Below are 15,995 nucleotides of genomic sequence, written 5' to 3'. Positions count from 1 at the left end.
AACGCCACCTAAGTGACGTTTCTTTATGCTTGCATCGTGGCTAGTTTCTGCCAGTATTGTGCTTTCATGGAATCACGTTCAACACGGAAACCTTGGTAGTATAGTTCTGCTAAGAACAAAGCAGCTTTACCGTGACCAGCACGAGCAACTTCTTCTAACTGTGCAACTGCATCTTGGAAATTCATTTGAGACTGAATTGTGTTAACCGCAGTTGCGTATACATGTTCTAAATCATGATGAGAGATACGTTGAATCATATAAAACTCCTTATTGTAATTATGATTACTTTTTCTAAAGGCCACTGCCTTTGAACTAATTTAACTTAGAATTGTTAAACTAATATTACAAATTAATGGATTTGTCAACTATTGAGAAGCATCAATTAGTTCACTATTAGGATACATGATTAAACATTATTCACAAATAATTTTGAGTAAAATCAATATGAGAATAAAAGACAAGGAGAATAACTATGACAAATACTATTGATGGCTTTGTTTTTGATAATCCTCCTAAAGAGGAGCAAATCATAGAACTTGCCCATTACCATCGTAAATTATTAGACGAAGCAATTTTCCATCAAGAAATACATTTAGGGGATTATTGTTTAGCACAAAGGAAACGGGTTTTCGACTATGCTCGTCAATTAGACCCTAATCAAAAAGCTTGGTTCTATCAAGTTTATGATGGTGAACTTAGAAAAATTGCAGATGAAGATGAATTGCACCCAGCAGATGCAGAAGAAGGTTTAAGTATTTTTGCTATGCTATTAGTATTAGTTATTATTGCTGCAATTTTATACTTCTCTGTAATTCGTTCCTTAATGGGCTAGCAATTGTCATCCAGTAAGGTTAAAGAATAATAGCCTTACTGGATTTTGACCTTGTGCTGAAGTGCATTGAACCCTACACTACATTCATTAGAGGTAGGTCATGCTCACATTCAAAGAAAATTTTCTTAAATTAAAGTCTGAGTTAAAGGCAGATCAATGTTTTAATCTGGTTGTGATTATTATCATTGGCTGTATTTTTATGCTGTCTTATTTGGCATTACTACGTCCTGTGAATTCAGAACAGTATCAACGAATTGTGCAACTTTCTCGACAGGCTACTTATCCAAGAACTCAAGATATGGCCGAGTTGATTATGGCTCAATCAGAAATTCATAGAGCAGAGTATTTAAAGTTAATGCATGCTTATCAGTTTGAACATAATCATATCAAGCAATATCCTGCATTAGCGCAAGAAGATACTCAATAAGTATTGTCTTTATTTCAAAAAGGTTTTGCACGCTATTGAAGCAGGCAAAAATTTGAATTTATGCTAAACTTTCCGTTTTTTAACACGCTGCTTTTCAAGGAATCGGCATGCAACAACAATCGAATATGCAAAATAAATTCTTGATAGATGCTGAGATCGGGGATGACGATGTCACATTGCCTAATTTACCTGCTATCGATGTTCCTATCGTTGAGTCACCTGTTAAGCAAGAAGTAAAAGCTGAAGAAGTGGTCGAGGCTGCACCTTCTACAGAACCTGAGCAACCAAAATCTGGTTTCTTTGGGCGAATGAAAGAAGGCTTGAGCAAAACTCGTCGTAATTTCACCGATGGGATGGTTAATATCTTAATTGGTGGGAAAGAAATTGATGATGAGTTGCTTGAAGAAGTCGAAGAGCAATTATTAGTTGCAGATATTGGTGTTGATGCAACAAAAACGATTATTACCAACTTAACTGAACGTACTGCTCGTGGTGATTTGATCTATTCACATTCACTTTATAAAGCCTTGCAAGAAGAGTTGGTTGCTTTGCTTGCTCCACGTGTGAAGCCTTTGCATATTGACCCTAATAAATCACCTTATGTGATTTTAATGGTTGGGGTAAATGGTGTTGGAAAAACGACAACAATTGGTAAATTAGCGAAGCGTTTACAAGGTGAAGGCAAAAAAGTGATGTTGGCGGCAGGTGATACATTCCGTGCTGCTGCTACTGAACAATTGCAAATCTGGGGTGAGCGTAACGATATTGCTGTAGTTGCTCAAGGTCATGGTGCCGATAGTGCATCAGTTATTTTTGATGCTTTTGAAAGTGCGCGAGCTAAAGGTATTGATGTACTGATTGCAGATACTGCGGGCCGTTTGCATAACAAAAGTAATTTGATGGAAGAGCTTAAGAAAGTTAAGCGTGTTATGCAAAAAATTGATGCAACAGCGCCTCATGAAATTATGTTGGTTGTAGATGCGGGTACTGGACAAAATGCAATCAACCAAGTACAAGAATTTGACCAGGCTGTCGGTTTAACAGGTATTACCATTACTAAGTTGGATGGTACAGCAAAAGGTGGAGTATTATTTAATATTGCTAGTCGTACTCATGTGCCAATTCGTTTCATTGGTGTGGGTGAAAAAATTGATGATTTAAGACCATTCTCGGCGAAATCGTTTGTTGCAGCACTATTTGAAACTGAAAAATAATTCTTAGCCAAGACTTAAGAAAAACCTCACAAAATAGTGAGGTTTTTTTATATCCATATCTTTTTTTATTGTTGCGAAAATAAAACGAACTGTCATATTTTTAATGCTGATTATAAGAAATGAGTTCCATAGACTATATTCATTCCCAAACAACGGCCCCTGGTCAATTAAATAGGTAGGAAATAAAAAATGTCTACTTTCTTAGATAAAATTAAAAACCGTCGTACTATTTATGCAATTGGTAAAAATGTTGCATTAGATCGCACAAAAATTGAAGAAACTATTCGTGAAGCGGTTAAACATAGCCCATCAGCGTTCAACTCTCAATCTTCACGTGTTGTTACTCTTTATGGTGAATCACATGCTAAATTTTGGAATTTAGTCCGTGAAGCATTACGTAAAATTGTTCCTGCAGATGCCTTTGCCGGTACAAATGCAAAGATTGATAGCTTCGTTGCTGGTGTTGGTACAGTACTATTTTATGAAGATCAAGCTGTTGTTAAAAGCTTGCAAGAGCAATTTGAATTATATGCAGATAACTTCCCAGTTTGGTCTGAACATTCAAGTGCAATTGCTCAGTTTGCGACTTGGACTGCGCTTTCAGAACTTGGTTTAGGCGCATCGTTACAGCATTATAACCCGATTGTTGATGCTGATGCTGCTGAAGCATTTGATGTTCCAGCAACTTGGAAATTACGTGCTCAACTTGTATTTGGTTCTGTTGAAGCACCAGCTGGTGAAAAAGCATTTATTAGCGATGAAGATCGTTTTAAAACATTCAACTAAATTGAGTGGATGAAAAGAGTACCTAGAGGGTACTCTTTTTTTATGCTTTTAAAGTTAGTTGGAAATTAATAATCAATAAAATAGGTGTTTATTAGAATTCAAAAAATATTTTAAAAGCTTGAGAGGCAGCTTCGTAAACAGGAGGTTGTCATAAAATCGTCATAATCATATTGCATATTGCTCATGTTTTTACAAACTATTAAATATTACAGAGACGTGAACAGATGACTTTAAGATTAAGTGTCGCTGCGATGGGTTTATTACTCAGCGGTTCAGTATTTTCAGCAGTTACAATTACAGCGCCAGAGGAAATCGTAATCCTTGCGGTGAATGGTCAGGAAGTCAACTCTGGATTATTCCGTTCTTCTAAAAATAATTATAAAGTCGATGCTGGTGAGACAAGCCTAAGTGTACGTTATCAAGAATATTTTGAGCATTTAAGTGGCGAACACGATATTGTTAAGTCAGGAGTGGTTACCATTCAAACTCCAGCGCTCAAAGATGGTCAAACTTATAAGCTTGCAATGGTAGATGCTCCAAAACAATTTGAACAAGCCAAAAAATATGCTGAGCAACCTACAGTGGCTTTATATAATTCAAATAATGAGTTAATTGTTCAACAAACTGGTGCCAATAATGAGGCAAGACCGTGGTTTGCATCGGGATTGCTAGGTAAGGTTACTGATTTCACGACTAAATCATCTAAACAACAACCTGACGCTGTGTATGCTGCTGCAAAACCTACCACGACTCAAGCTAATGCGCCTGTTGCAACAACTATGCCTGCTACTGGTGTAGCACAAACTAATGATCAGCGTTTGGCAGAAATTTGGAAAAAATCTTCTAAAGCAGAGCGTCAAAAGTTTATGGCTTGGTTAGCTGAGCAGTCGAATTAATTGCTATTCAAAATAAAGCCGATTTAATATCGGCTTTATTTTTAGAATATTTTAAATAGCCTAAGTATATTTATGATCAAATTAAATTTCCGTTTAGCAGAATTTAGTGACATCCCAACACTAGTAGAGTTGATTAATCAGTCGTATAGAGAACAACAAGGTAGAAGCTGGACTACTGAAGTTGAATATGTAAAAGGGCAACGTATTAATAAAGAGCAATTGAAACAACAATTAGAATTACCTAATTCAGTATTATTAATTGGAGAAATAGATTCTTCAAAAGTTGTTACATGTATTGGTCTTACATTTCACAGCAATACAGTTGAGATAGGAACATTTTGTACAGATCCGCATGTTCAGAATATGAAAATAGGACGTTCTGTTTTGGAGTACGCTGAACAATTTGCTTTACACAAAGTACCTGAATTGGACAGCGCAATCATGTATGTTTTAAATGTGCGTTCAGAGTTAATTGCTTATTATGAAAGACGCGGATATATAAAAACAGGTAATCATGAACCATATCCGCTTGACGCAAATGTTGGATTACCACTTATACCAATTAAACTAATTGAAATGAAAAAGGACCTCAAATGAGGTCCTTTTTGTTTAGGTTAGAAACCAGATGTAATAGCCTAAAAGCATGAGAGGCCAAGCTATCCATGGACTAAACAACCATTTCCATAACCAGAAGCGCGGTACAAAACCCACCCCATAAATGAAGCCTCCGGAAATACCCACCATCACCAGCATAAGCTGGCTATGATTGTAGTGTCCGTTTGCATCTAACATGAGGGAAGGATGCACCAGTAAAATTACAGCAAGCGGCAATGCCAACAGAAATGAAATGGCCATTGCGAATGCTTGAGCTTTTCGTTGATTTGATGCTGTCATTGCGGTTGCCATGATTTATTCCTCATCTAAATTTTGATGATGTTCGATATAAAGAGCGCTCAATACACCCGCGAAACATGCCATCAAAATCCCAAGAATCCATGCGAAATACCACATTTGCTTCTCCTTATTAGTACAGGCTATGCGAGTTTGACTCGATATGTTTATTAGTAATAACGCCCCACATTTTGTAATACGACCAACTGGTGTAGATCAAAATGATTGGAACGAATATGCATGCAGCAACAGTCATAACCCCTAAAGTACGATGACTTGATACAGCATCCCACATTGTTAAGCTAGAGTTTGGATTAACACTCGATGGCAATAGAAATGGGAAGAGTGCAAAACCGGCAGTTAAAATTGCACCTACAATCATTAAGCTTGTGCCAGCAAAACTTAAACCCGCTTTGGCTTTTGATGCTGTAAAGAAGGCAATAATTGCCCCTAAAATTGCCAGTACAGGAGCTACTTTTGTAATCGGATAGCTGCTGTAGTTATTCATCCAGCCTGGGTTGTTGTTTGTGACTACTTCTTTGGCTAAAGGGTTAAGTGCTGCGTTTGGATCAACTGCAGCAGCATAGCTATAACCTGGGACTTGACCGAAGTACAACCATGCCCCAATTACAAGGAAACAAACTAAAAATATGGCTGCCATAATTTGAGTTGCTTTAGCAGAGCGTTGTTTCAAGTCACCGTCTGTGCGTAGCATAAGCCAAGCACCGCCATGAGCACACAACATAGAAAGGCTGACAATACCGCAAACTAAAGCAAATGGGTTAAGAAGAGCAAAGAAGCTACCGGAATATTCCGAGCGTAATGTACTGTCTAAACTAAAAGGAATACCTAAGAATAAATTACCAAAGGCAACACCAAAAACAAGCGCTGGTACGGCACCACCAATACAAAGTCCCCAGTCCCAAGAGTTGCGCCATTGGGTATTTTCAAGTTTAGAACGATAGTCAAAACCTACAGGACGTAAGAACAGGGCAAATAGCACAAGTAATAAGGCCCAATACATTCCGGAAAATGCGACCGAGTATACCATTGGCCAAGCTGCAAATAGCGCGCCACCAGCAGTGATAAACCAGACCTGATTACCATCCCAATGGGGTGCGATCGTATTAATAGCAGCACGGCGTTCGTTATCAGTTTTACCAACAAAAGGCATGAGTGCCATTGAGCCCATATCAAAACCATCGGTTAGGGCAAATCCAATGAGTAGGACTCCAACTAACACCCACCATATGATTTTTAGGAGTTCATATTCAATCATGATAAAGCCTCCCCATTAACAGCTGCTTTTGGCTCTTGTTTTTCAAAATGGTATTTACCAGTGTGAAGTGAGCTTGGACCTAAGCGAGCAAACTTAATCATTAAGTACATTTCAATAATCAAAAGTACGGTATAGAACGCTGCTAGAGCGAGAATTGAGCCCCACACATCGCCCGTACTTAAACTTGAAGCTGATAAGTGCGTAGGTAAAATTTCACCAATAGACCACGGCTGACGGCCGCCCTCTGCTACATACCAACCAGTTTGTGCGGCAATCCACGGAAGTGGTAGGGCAAATAATGCATATTTAAGTAGCCAAGGTTTATTCTCAGCATTTCTTTTCGCTACTGCCCAAGTTGCTAAAATGAAAAGAAGTAGCATTAAGAAGCCAGAAGCAACCATTGCACGGAAAGAGAAAAACAGAGCTGTAACATTCGGAATAGTATCTTTTACCGCTGCTTGAATGTGCTGCTCGCTTGCATCGACTACATTCGGAGCATATTTCTTAAGAAGTAGACCGTAGCCTAAGTCTTTTTGATTTTTCTCAAATGAAGCTAATAACTCTGGTGAGCGATCACCAGCACGTAATTTTTCAAGCTCAGCATAAGCAAGCATACCGTTACGAATACGAACTTCGTGCTGTTGCATTAAGTCTTTCAAACCAGTGACTTCTTTCGTAGTTGAACGAGTGGCGATGAGGCCTAATGCGTATGGAATTTTAACTGCATAATCTGTTCGCATTTCTTCATGGTTTGGTACACCAAACAAAGTAAACGGAGCAGGAGCAGGATGAGTATCCCATTCGGCTTCAATTGCAGCGAGTTTAGTTTTTTGAACATCACCTAGCTCATAACCCGACTCGTCACCGAGTAAAATTACTGAAAGTGTAGAAGCAAGCCCAAAAATGGCAGCAATTGCAAATGAACGACGTGCGAAGGGAAGGTCACGTTTTTTAAGTAGATAGTAGCTTGAAATGGCGAGTACGAAAATCGCACCTGTTACATATCCGGCAGAAACAGTATGTACAAATTTAACCTGTGCAACCGGGTTGAAAATAAGTGCGCCGAAATCAACAAGCTCCATACGCATAGTTTCGAAGTTAAATGCTGCACCTACAGGGTTTTGCATCCAGCCATTCGCAACTAAAATCCAGAGCGCTGACATGTTAGAACCTAGGGCAACTAACCAAGTTACTCCTAGATGTTGAACTTTACTTAAGCGGTCCCATCCAAAAAAGAATAGACCGATAAATGTAGACTCAAGGAAGAATGCCATTAAGCCTTCAATTGCTAATGGTGCACCGAATATATCCCCTACATAATGAGAGTAATATGCCCAGTTTGTTCCGAATTGGAACTCCATGGTTAAGCCTGTAGTTACACCTAAGGCAAAGTTAATACCAAATAGTTTTCCCCAAAACTTAGTCATATCCTTGTAAATCTCTTTACCAGATATAACGTAAGTGGTTTCCATAATAGCCAGAATAAACGCAAGGCCTAGGGTCAAAGGTACGAAAAGAAAGTGATACATTGCGGTCATGGCAAATTGGAACCGCGAAAGATCAACCACGCTTTCAGAAATCATCAACGTGTCTCCTTAATGTGGGAAGAGTTATCGCCTGCAATATGCTCGGCGACCTGATTGTCAAAATTTTTGGGGATAGTGGGAGCGTCAAACCAAATATGTTTGATTGTTAAGAGAAGCGCGACTTTAATTATTAGAATAATTGCGATTTCTCTAATTAATCGGGAGTTAATATCTAGATTTTTAAGGCTCATAAAATAAACCTCGATACATATTAATTTCATTATTAATCAAAATATATTAAAAATAAACAATAAATATATTTTAAATAAAAACTTAATTATTTTTTTAATAAAAATCATGTGGTTAATAATTTAAATAATTATTGATAAAATATCTGACTAAAATAGTTTGAATTAATTATTAAATCCAACTAAAACACTTGTAAATAAAAATATTGAGTTGATTAAAATAGTTTGATTTATATTTAATTCTGATTAAAAAGGTTGGGTATAATAAAGTATTTTTTATTTCTAACTAAAATGGTTGGTTTAATATTCAATTAAAATAACAGTAAAATAAAGGCAATAATTAAACCTTTTAAAAAGCAATTAAAGACGAGAAGAATTATTAATAATTAATCAGGCGCGAAAAGGTCATTCGAAACAGAAATTTTCTTGGCAACATAATGGCTTTTATGCACTTTGATGAGAATGACTTGTGAATATAGTTCTAACTCACCATACTCAGGTTCAACCTGGACATAGTGCAGTTGTCCGAACTCATCACGTACACGAGCTTGCGCTGAAAAACCAGGTCTTGCACTACCACTGGAAATAGTTGCTAGACGCCCTAAAAGGTTATAGTTGGTATGTGTAAGCTTGGGTTTAATGACTTGATCAAGGCAGTGAATCATAAACACGGTAAAGAAAATTGCGATGACCAGTGCAGGAATGATTAAGTAAAACGGCGTGATAAAGTAATGCTGTATAGCAAAGAAAGAAAGCTGTAAAAAATAACCGGCAAAACTGAAATTGATGAGTAAAAAAACAAAAATTAGAGCTTTAGAAAATTTAACATTGAGCAAAGGGGAATTGGTAAGCCAAACTGGCGCAATTTTTTTTAATAGCTGGCTTGGTCGTAAACCAACATACATACCAATAGTTTCTACCACGCTGAGCAATATCAAAGCCACAACACTTAAATGAAATGGCATAAGATAATAATTAAAAAAGAAATCAGCCATGGTAGAAACTCTAATGTTGATGATCTCAGTCTACGATATAAATACCGCCATCTGAATGTACCTTAATCTCAACTTTATTTAAAAACTCACCTAAACAAGGGCCTGAAATACATTCACCAGTCTCCACGTTAAATAAAGCACCGTGGGTTGAGCATTGGATATATTCTTGGTCTTGATCTAGAAATTGGTTTTCTAGATATTCAAGTTCGGTTTGCAAATGTGGGCATAAATTCTGATAGGCGTAGAAAGAGCCATCACGCTGTGTAATGAAAATAGTAGTTCCTTGTAAAGTGTCAAAAGCTCTAGCTTCACGCTCAGGAACTTCTTCCGTCATACAGATCCTTTCCATTTCAAGCACATTCCTTCTGAAAATTTTCGAGAAGTTTAGCATAGTCATTAATGGCTAAACGAGGACCAAATTGAGACACGACTTCACTTGAAATTAAGATGGCTAACTGTGCAGCAGCAGTTAAATCTTCATGATGGTTTAATGCGTAGAGGAAGGCACCTGCAAAAGCATCACCCGCACCATTTGTATCTACAGCTTCAACATGACGGCCTGCAACGTGAAAATGGTGAGTTGGATTTGCAACTAGAGCACCTTTTGCACTTTGTGTAATCACAACAGTATGGTTTTTAAAACGTAATTGAGTAAGTGCATCTTCAACAGTAGTGGTATTGGTATACATTAAGGCTTCTTGTTCATTACAGAACAATAAATCCACACCATCATCCATAAGCTCTTCTAGGCCTTCACGAGCGTATTGAACCATTGCAGGATCTGATAAAGATAGGGCAATTTTAACGCCGTGAGCTTTTGCAATTTCTCTAGCTTGTTTTACCGCTTTACGTGCTGTTTCACTTGTAGAAAGATAGCCTTCAATATAAAGCCATTTTGCTGTTTTTAATGGTTCAAAATCGATTTGGTCTTGAGAGAGCTCAGCGGTAATACCTAAATAGGTATGCATAGTACGCTCAGAATCTGGGCTAATCAGGACCATACAGGTACCGGTCACACCTTCACTGATGGACTTTGGTGTAGTCTGGATGCCTGCATCATTTAGCCCTTGCAGGTAAATTCCACCTAATTCATCATGACCAACGCGGCAACCATAAAATGCGCTACCACCTAATGCACTAAATGCCACAGTTGTATTTGCAGCAGAACCGCCACTTGCTTGACCTTTGTAATCTTGAGTTTGTTTTAATTTTTCATAAAGGGCAGATTGTGTTTCACCATCAGACAACTGCATGGTGCCTTTTTGTAAGCCTTGCTGACTAAGAAAATCATCAGAAACTTTAAATTCTTGGTCGATTAATGCATTACCAATTGCAAAAAGATCTACAGTTGCCATATGTGTTGTCACAGAATAAAAAAAATCAGATCGATAAGTTTACACCATTGCTCACATTTGCTGTAGTTTGTTGAATAAAATTCAGGTTATTCAGCGGCTAGCAGAGTTTTATTGTTTGCCTAAGCAATTGAAATAATCTTTTTAATAAATATTATCAATTAATAATGATTCTTGCTAATATTTACAAATCTATACTGTTTCATTGAAACTTCGCCTGAAATTTTTCGTAGCGAACTTATATGAAGCGTTCAGTTTTATTTATTTCATCAGTTGGGGTTATGACAAGCCATGTATATGCTCTAGAAGCAGATCAACAGGCATTAACCAACCTTCCAACAATTTCAGTCAAAGCTGATAAGGAAATCAGTTTAAAACAAGAAGTAGGGCAAGCATCAAGTGCAACTAAAGGACTTATGCAATTAAAAGATGTCCCTCAAATTGTAAACGTTGTACCTAAACAAGTTTTAAGAGAACAGACAGTTACCTCTATGCAAGGTGCCTTGCAAAACGTTGCAGGTTTAAGCTTTAGTGTAGGAGATGGACAACGTGATCAGGTCATGATTCGTGGTTTCTCAGCAATCACCGATAACTATGTAGATGGTATTCGCGATGACGCATTGTATTTTCGCGATATGTCGAATGTAGAGCGGATCGAAGTTTTAAAAGGACCTGCTTCGGTATTATATGGACGTGGTTCAGCAGGTGGTTTAGTTAACAAGATTAATAAAAAACCAATGGATCAATCTTTGCGTGAAGTGAGCCTGATTGGTAGTACAACAGGGCAACGCCGCGCAGAAGTCGATGTAAATGAAAAAGTCGCAGAGAATGTTAAGGTTCGTCTAACTGGTGCAGTTGAAGATTCAGATGGTTACCGTGATCAGGCTTTTTTAAAACGTCAAGCGGTTGCTCCATCTGTACAGTGGGATGTTACTGATAAAACCAAACTTTTACTTCAGGCCGACTATTTGCATGATAACCGTTTGGCAGATCAAGGTTTCCCAACAGACCCGATTACAGGTAAACCTGTTAAAACAAATCCTAAAACTTTTTATGGCGCTTTAAATGGTAAAGAGGTTGGGGATGTTGACACTGAAATCTCAAGCCAAACTATCAGCTTAGACCATGAGTTTAATGATAATTTTAAGTATCATGGTGCAGTTCGCCACTATAACTATTCATTAGACCGTCAATATAGTGTAGATTCACATCCAGCTGCTGATAAGTCAAAAATTACTTTAACCCAGAATAAACGCTTACGTAATGAAGATGGTGTGTATGTTCAACAAGAGTTGAGCGCTTTATTTAATACAGGTTTTTTAAAGCACAATACCTTAATTGGTGCTGAATATAGCAAGCAGCATAAAGATGAGATACTTTGGCAAGGTGCTAAAACAACTACTGATTTATATAATCCTAAATTAGAGTATTGGGCGCCTATTAATACAGGAACTACAACTGCACGTAATAACAATAGCAATACTTTTGAAAACTACGGCGTGTATCTGCAAGATCTAATGACAGTGACAGATCAGCTTAAAGTTTTAGTGGGTTTACGTTATGACAATCTATCGCAAAATCGTGATGATAAAACGAGTACGAATTTAGATTTAAACCGTACTGACAATACTTATTCTCCACGAATTGGAGTGGTCTACCAGCCAGTAAATAATATCTCACTTTATACTTCTTATAACCGCTCTTTCCAACCTTTGGCTGATTCATTTGTTTTTTATCAAAACAGTGATGACTTAAGGCCAACAAAAACTGAAAACTATGAAATCGGTGCAAAGTGGGATGTAAATGATCAGTTGAATGTAACCTTGGCTTTGTTTGAGATGAGTCAAACTAATATTCAAAACCAAGATCCAGCAAACCCAAATCAAGCATTGTTAGCAGGTGAGCAAAAAACCAAAGGTGTTGAGCTTTCATTAACAGGTCAGTTGACCGATCAATTGTCAGTATTGGCCGGTTATTCGTATATGGATGGTAAGATTGAAAAATCGGCTATTGGTTTTACAGGCAATCATTCTGCGCTCACGCCAAACAATACTGCTAACTTATGGTTAAAATATCAAATTAATGATCATTGGTATGCAGCTGTGGGTGGTCGTGGTGAATCATCACGTTTTAGTGCGCCAGACAACAAAAACGTTTTACCGGGATATGCAGTTGTAAATGCGGCGTTAGGTTATCAAAGTGAACGTTATGATGTGAACTTGAACCTAAATAACTTGTTTGATCGCGATTATTTTGTGTCAGGTCATAGTGGAGCAAATGATTCGAACATGATGGGCGATCCTTTAAATGCTCAAGTTGCACTTCGCTATCGTTTTTAATTAAAAAAACTCTAAAAAGCTCATCATTTCGATGAGCTTTTTTATTTGTCGTGTAGGATATAGATAGTATTAAAAAGTTTTGTTCTGATAGGATACAACGACGCGAGCTATGTGCTTGATATTAAAGCTATGGCTATGAAAACTAATACTTAACAAAAACATAGTGTTTTGCTTGGCTTTTATTCGCCATTCTCAAGCCGACTCAGGCTATAATGAGACTTATTCACTTATCCGATATGTTAGGAGATCACATGACTGTAGATGTCACTGAAACCATTTCTCAAACTGTTCACCCTGCGTTTCAGTTGCTACGTCAGCACCATGTTGAAGCATTAGATATTTTAGTGTCTGAATATAAGCATAAAGTCACAGGTGCGGTGCATTATCACTTGGCAACTGATTATGATGAAAATGTATTTCTTGTTGCGTTCAGAACACAACCTATGGACTCTAAAGGAACTGCACATATTTTAGAGCATACTGCTTTATGTGGCTCTGAAAAGTTTCCTGTTCGTGATCCATTCTTCTTAATGATACGCCGTTCATTAAATACTTTTATGAACGCGTTTACAGCAGCAGATTGGACTGCATATCCATTTGCAACTCAAAATAAGAAAGATTTCCAAAACTTATTATCTGTTTATCTTGATGCTGCTTTCTCGGCAAATTTGAATCCTCTGGATTTTGCTCAGGAAGGTATCCGTATTGAACTTGAAAATGGTCAGCCTGTATACAAAGGCGTAGTGTTCAATGAAATGAAAGGTGCAATGAGTGCGCCTTCTGATCAGCTCTATCATCAGTTGGCTCATCATCTATTCCCTGAAACCACTTATCACTACAACTCAGGCGGCGATCCAAAAGACATTCCTGACTTAACGTATGAACAATTGGTTGAATTTTATAAAACCCATTATCATCCGAGTAATGCGGTATTTATGACTTTTGGTAACCAAACCGCCTATGAATTACAAGAGCAATTTGAAAAATTGGCTCTACATAAGTTCACTGCTGGTACAACTTTATATTCGAAACCAGAAAAACGCTTAACGGCACCTGTTGAAGTCACTGAAACTTATGCTGTTGATGGCGATAAGTTAAAGGACAAAACTTACCATGTATTGTCGTGGTTATTACCTCAGGCGAGTGACATTAAACTTCGTCTGGGTATGCGATTAGTAGAAGGCGTTTTACTCGAAAACTCAGCTTCACCACTTCGTCATTATTTAGAAACTTGTGGCTATGCTCAGTCGACTGGTCCTTTAATGGGGGTAGACGATAGTAACTTTGAAATGACGTTCTATTGTGGTGTTCAAGGTTCAAATCCAGAGCATGCAGAGAGCTTTAGAGATGGAGTTTTAAACGTTTTACGTGAAGTAGCTGCAAAACCAATTGACTCATCGTTAGTTGATGCAATTTTGCATCAAATCGAGTTACACCAACGTGAAATTAATGGTGATGGTACACCATATGGCTTAAGCCTAATTTTAAATGGGTTAAGTGGTGCGATTCACCATAACGATCCGATTCAAATTTGGGATGTTGATAGTGCCATTGCTCAGGTCAAAGAAGAACTCCAAGACCCAATGTGGTTATCTAACCTGATTCAAACGCATTTATTGGATAATCCGCACCGCGTGCAAATGACTTTAGTACCGGATGCAACCAAGTCAGCGAAAGAACAAGAAGCTGAAAAAGCACGTTTAGCTGCGATTGGTGAAAAGCTAACTGAAGAAGATAAAGCAGAGATCATCGCTAAAACTAAGGCGTTGCAAGAACGCCAAGATACACCAGATAATCTTGAACTGTTGCCAAAAGTAGGTCTAGAAGACGTGCCAGCTGACTTGCATATTGTACAAGGTCAATTGCGTGAAATTATCTGTAATCGAATGGATACGCCGTTGAATTTGTATCATGCCGGAACGAATGGTATTTACTATCAACAAGTCCTCATTCAGATTCCTGATGATGTGGTGAAATCACCTTACTTCAATTTGCTCTCTATTTTAATGGGTGAAGTTGGTGCAGGTGAGTATGACTACCTTGAACTCCAGAACTTACAAACAGCTGTAAGTGGTGGTTTGGGAATGGGTGCTTCGTTACGCAGTAAGGTTGATGATAAAGACAAAATTAGTGCTTGGTTAACTTTAACAACTAAATCTTTAACTCAGAAGTTCGATGCGATTCATTTATTAAAATTAGCATTTGAACAACTTCGTTTTGATGAAAAAGAGCGAATCATTGAGTTATTGCAGCAACGTAAGACACGTTGGCAGTCTCGTTTATCTGGTGCTGGTCATAGTTATGCAATGCAGATTGCTTCTCGTAATATGAGTGCATTAGCTCAACGCGACTATCAAAACACTGGCTTAGGTGCGTTGAACTGGTTAGGCGAGCTTGTTACTAAAATTACCCAAGATGATGCTGCTTATGATGCGCTTATTGCTGAATTGAAGCATATTCATACAAAATTATTGCAAGCACCTAAACAATTCCTGCTCGTATGTGAAGAGCATCAGTCAGAGCGTTTAGTTGAAGAAATACAAAATGTTTGGGATAAATTAAACGTTGATACAGCAGCGGCTGAGTTAACCCAAGTTGAGCAAGAAAATGATAATGAACATGAAGCTTGGTTAATTCAAACCAATGTTCAGTTCTGTGCCTCTGCATATCAAGCTGTGGAAGTATCTCATCCAGATGCGGCACCTCTAATGGTATTGGCAGCTTACTTGCGTAATGGTTTCTTGCACAGTGCTATCCGTGAAAAAGGTGGTGCTTATGGTGGTGGTGCTAGTTATGATGGAAATGCATGTTCATTCCGTTTCTTTAGTTACCGTGACCCACGCTTAGCTGAGACTTTTAAAGATTTTGAAGCGAGCGTGCAATGGTTGTTAAACACAGAGCAACAACCTCATCAGCTTGAAGAAGCAATTCTTGGTCTGGTGGCAAGTATGGACAAACCTGGTTCACCAGCAGGTGAAGCAATAACAGCGTGTTATGCATTGTTGCATGCAAGAACTCCGACTTTCCGTCGTACATTACGTGAAAGATTATTGCATGTAACTTTAGAAGATTTAAAACGTGTTGCACGTCAATATTTAATTGAACAAACACCTGTAAAAGCTGTCGTTGCACCTTTTGCAAAACGTGATGAATTGCAACAACTGGGCTTTACGATCAAACAAGTTAATTAAAATAAAAATTGGAGATGAA

At 37.9% G+C, this 15,995-nt stretch carries 17 protein-coding genes; 8 read left to right on the top strand and 9 right to left on the bottom strand.

Going from position 1 to position 15,995, the window contains the following annotated elements; genetic code table 11:
- Positions 1–23 precede the first annotated feature (23 nt).
- Positions 24–257, bottom strand: a complete 234-nt coding sequence (locus tag KNQ97_RS08545; protein ID WP_000616034.1) for a hypothetical protein — start codon at positions 255–257, stop codon at positions 24–26.
- Between the two features lie 215 nt (positions 258–472).
- On the opposite strand from KNQ97_RS08545, the gene KNQ97_RS08540 reads away from it, so the two are divergent.
- From KNQ97_RS08540 to KNQ97_RS08515, 6 genes are all read left to right on the top strand, one after another.
- On the top strand, positions 473–832 hold the full coding sequence (locus tag KNQ97_RS08540) for a hypothetical protein (protein WP_000185571.1): 360 nt from the start codon (positions 473–475) through the stop codon (positions 830–832).
- A gap of 100 nt (positions 833–932) precedes the next feature.
- Positions 933–1,259, top strand: coding sequence for a hypothetical protein (locus KNQ97_RS08535; RefSeq protein ID WP_000955083.1), 327 nt, complete (start codon positions 933–935; stop codon positions 1,257–1,259).
- Positions 1,260–1,366: 107 nt separating this feature from the next.
- On the top strand, positions 1,367–2,473 hold the full coding sequence (gene ftsY / locus KNQ97_RS08530) for a signal recognition particle-docking protein FtsY (protein ID WP_001187342.1): 1,107 nt from the start codon (positions 1,367–1,369) through the stop codon (positions 2,471–2,473).
- Between the two features lie 189 nt (positions 2,474–2,662).
- Positions 2,663–3,259, top strand: a complete 597-nt coding sequence (locus KNQ97_RS08525) for a nitroreductase family protein (protein WP_000102943.1) — start codon at positions 2,663–2,665, stop codon at positions 3,257–3,259.
- 224 nt (positions 3,260–3,483) lie between these two features.
- On the top strand, positions 3,484–4,155 hold the full coding sequence (locus tag KNQ97_RS08520) for a DUF2057 domain-containing protein (RefSeq protein ID WP_000175347.1): 672 nt from the start codon (positions 3,484–3,486) through the stop codon (positions 4,153–4,155).
- A 72-nt stretch (positions 4,156–4,227) separates the two neighbouring features.
- Positions 4,228–4,752 carry a GNAT family N-acetyltransferase gene (locus KNQ97_RS08515; protein ID WP_039208771.1) on the top strand — a complete coding sequence of 175 codons (525 nt, stop codon included), beginning with the start codon at positions 4,228–4,230 and terminating at the stop codon, positions 4,750–4,752.
- A 12-nt stretch (positions 4,753–4,764) separates the two neighbouring features.
- Here the strand turns inward: KNQ97_RS08515 and KNQ97_RS08510 are convergent, their stop codons facing one another.
- The 8 genes from KNQ97_RS08510 to KNQ97_RS08475 all read right to left on the bottom strand — a co-directional run bounded on the left by KNQ97_RS08510 (position 4,765) and on the right by KNQ97_RS08475 (position 10,449).
- A complete protein-coding gene (locus KNQ97_RS08510; protein WP_086352033.1) occupies positions 4,765–5,064 on the bottom strand; it encodes a cyd operon YbgE family protein in 300 nt (99 codons plus the stop codon).
- Complete coding sequence (gene cydX, locus KNQ97_RS08505; protein ID WP_000270276.1) at positions 5,065–5,166, bottom strand: cytochrome bd-I oxidase subunit CydX; 102 nt, start codon at positions 5,164–5,166, stop codon at positions 5,065–5,067.
- A 13-nt stretch (positions 5,167–5,179) separates the two neighbouring features.
- Positions 5,180–6,325: a cytochrome d ubiquinol oxidase subunit II gene (gene cydB / locus KNQ97_RS08500; RefSeq protein WP_218666972.1), complete on the bottom strand. Its 1,146-nt coding sequence runs from the start codon at positions 6,323–6,325 to the stop codon at positions 5,180–5,182.
- A complete protein-coding gene (locus tag KNQ97_RS08495; RefSeq protein WP_000622647.1) occupies positions 6,322–7,908 on the bottom strand; it encodes a cytochrome ubiquinol oxidase subunit I in 1,587 nt (528 codons plus the stop codon). The genes cydB and KNQ97_RS08495 overlap by 4 nt, the downstream gene beginning before the upstream one ends.
- Positions 7,908–8,102 (bottom strand): cytochrome oxidase putative small subunit CydP, encoded by a 195-nt coding sequence (gene cydP, locus KNQ97_RS08490; protein ID WP_000053889.1) that lies wholly within the window; start codon positions 8,100–8,102, stop codon positions 7,908–7,910. Before cydP ends, KNQ97_RS08495 begins: the two co-directional genes overlap by 1 nt.
- A gap of 383 nt (positions 8,103–8,485) precedes the next feature.
- Positions 8,486–9,094 carry an OB-fold-containig protein gene (locus tag KNQ97_RS08485; protein WP_000753036.1) on the bottom strand — a complete coding sequence of 203 codons (609 nt, stop codon included), beginning with the start codon at positions 9,092–9,094 and terminating at the stop codon, positions 8,486–8,488.
- A gap of 25 nt (positions 9,095–9,119) precedes the next feature.
- Complete coding sequence (locus tag KNQ97_RS08480; protein WP_000134203.1) at positions 9,120–9,428, bottom strand: Rieske (2Fe-2S) protein; 309 nt, start codon at positions 9,426–9,428, stop codon at positions 9,120–9,122.
- 16 nt (positions 9,429–9,444) lie between these two features.
- The gene (locus tag KNQ97_RS08475) at positions 9,445–10,449 is read right to left on the bottom strand and encodes an adenosine kinase (protein ID WP_000246666.1); all 1,005 of its coding nucleotides are present in this window, start codon (positions 10,447–10,449) and stop codon (positions 9,445–9,447) included.
- A 239-nt stretch (positions 10,450–10,688) separates the two neighbouring features.
- Between KNQ97_RS08475 and KNQ97_RS08470 the strand changes: the two genes are divergently transcribed.
- Positions 10,689–12,785: a TonB-dependent siderophore receptor gene (locus tag KNQ97_RS08470; RefSeq protein ID WP_253612082.1), complete on the top strand. Its 2,097-nt coding sequence runs from the start codon at positions 10,689–10,691 to the stop codon at positions 12,783–12,785.
- A gap of 251 nt (positions 12,786–13,036) precedes the next feature.
- Positions 13,037–15,976, top strand: a complete 2,940-nt coding sequence (locus tag KNQ97_RS08465; protein ID WP_253612080.1) for an insulinase family protein — start codon at positions 13,037–13,039, stop codon at positions 15,974–15,976.
- The last annotated feature ends 19 nt before the right edge of the window (positions 15,977–15,995 follow it).

Source organism: Acinetobacter sp. UC24323 (assembly GCF_024151445.1).
Classification (GTDB): Bacteria; Pseudomonadota; Gammaproteobacteria; order Pseudomonadales; family Moraxellaceae; genus Acinetobacter; species Acinetobacter baumannii.
The sequence above is the reverse complement of the archived record's forward strand: the minus strand, read 5'-3'. Positions and strand labels throughout refer to the sequence as shown.

What these genes read in the sequence shown, in the direction of transcription:
- KNQ97_RS08545 (WP_000616034.1), bottom strand. Translation starts at nt 257, where the DNA reads ATGATTCAACGTATCTCTCATCATGATTTAGAACATGTATACGCAACT.
- KNQ97_RS08540 (WP_000185571.1), top strand. Translation starts at nt 473, where the DNA reads ATGACAAATACTATTGATGGCTTTGTTTTTGATAATCCTCCTAAAGAG.
- KNQ97_RS08535 (WP_000955083.1), top strand. Translation starts at nt 933, where the DNA reads ATGCTCACATTCAAAGAAAATTTTCTTAAATTAAAGTCTGAGTTAAAG.
- ftsY (WP_001187342.1), top strand. Translation starts at nt 1,367, where the DNA reads ATGCAACAACAATCGAATATGCAAAATAAATTCTTGATAGATGCTGAG.
- KNQ97_RS08525 (WP_000102943.1), top strand. Translation starts at nt 2,663, where the DNA reads ATGTCTACTTTCTTAGATAAAATTAAAAACCGTCGTACTATTTATGCA.
- KNQ97_RS08520 (WP_000175347.1), top strand. Translation starts at nt 3,484, where the DNA reads ATGACTTTAAGATTAAGTGTCGCTGCGATGGGTTTATTACTCAGCGGT.
- KNQ97_RS08515 (WP_039208771.1), top strand. Translation starts at nt 4,228, where the DNA reads ATGATCAAATTAAATTTCCGTTTAGCAGAATTTAGTGACATCCCAACA.
- cydX (WP_000270276.1), bottom strand. Translation starts at nt 5,166, where the DNA reads ATGTGGTATTTCGCATGGATTCTTGGGATTTTGATGGCATGTTTCGCG.
- cydB (WP_218666972.1), bottom strand. Translation starts at nt 6,325, where the DNA reads ATGATTGAATATGAACTCCTAAAAATCATATGGTGGGTGTTAGTTGGA.
- KNQ97_RS08495 (WP_000622647.1), bottom strand. Translation starts at nt 7,908, where the DNA reads ATGATTTCTGAAAGCGTGGTTGATCTTTCGCGGTTCCAATTTGCCATG.
- cydP (WP_000053889.1), bottom strand. Translation starts at nt 8,102, where the DNA reads ATGAGCCTTAAAAATCTAGATATTAACTCCCGATTAATTAGAGAAATC.
- KNQ97_RS08485 (WP_000753036.1), bottom strand. Translation starts at nt 9,094, where the DNA reads ATGGCTGATTTCTTTTTTAATTATTATCTTATGCCATTTCATTTAAGT.
- KNQ97_RS08480 (WP_000134203.1), bottom strand. Translation starts at nt 9,428, where the DNA reads ATGACGGAAGAAGTTCCTGAGCGTGAAGCTAGAGCTTTTGACACTTTA.
- KNQ97_RS08475 (WP_000246666.1), bottom strand. Translation starts at nt 10,449, where the DNA reads ATGGCAACTGTAGATCTTTTTGCAATTGGTAATGCATTAATCGACCAA.
- KNQ97_RS08470 (WP_253612082.1), top strand. Translation starts at nt 10,689, where the DNA reads ATGAAGCGTTCAGTTTTATTTATTTCATCAGTTGGGGTTATGACAAGC.
- KNQ97_RS08465 (WP_253612080.1), top strand. Translation starts at nt 13,037, where the DNA reads ATGACTGTAGATGTCACTGAAACCATTTCTCAAACTGTTCACCCTGCG.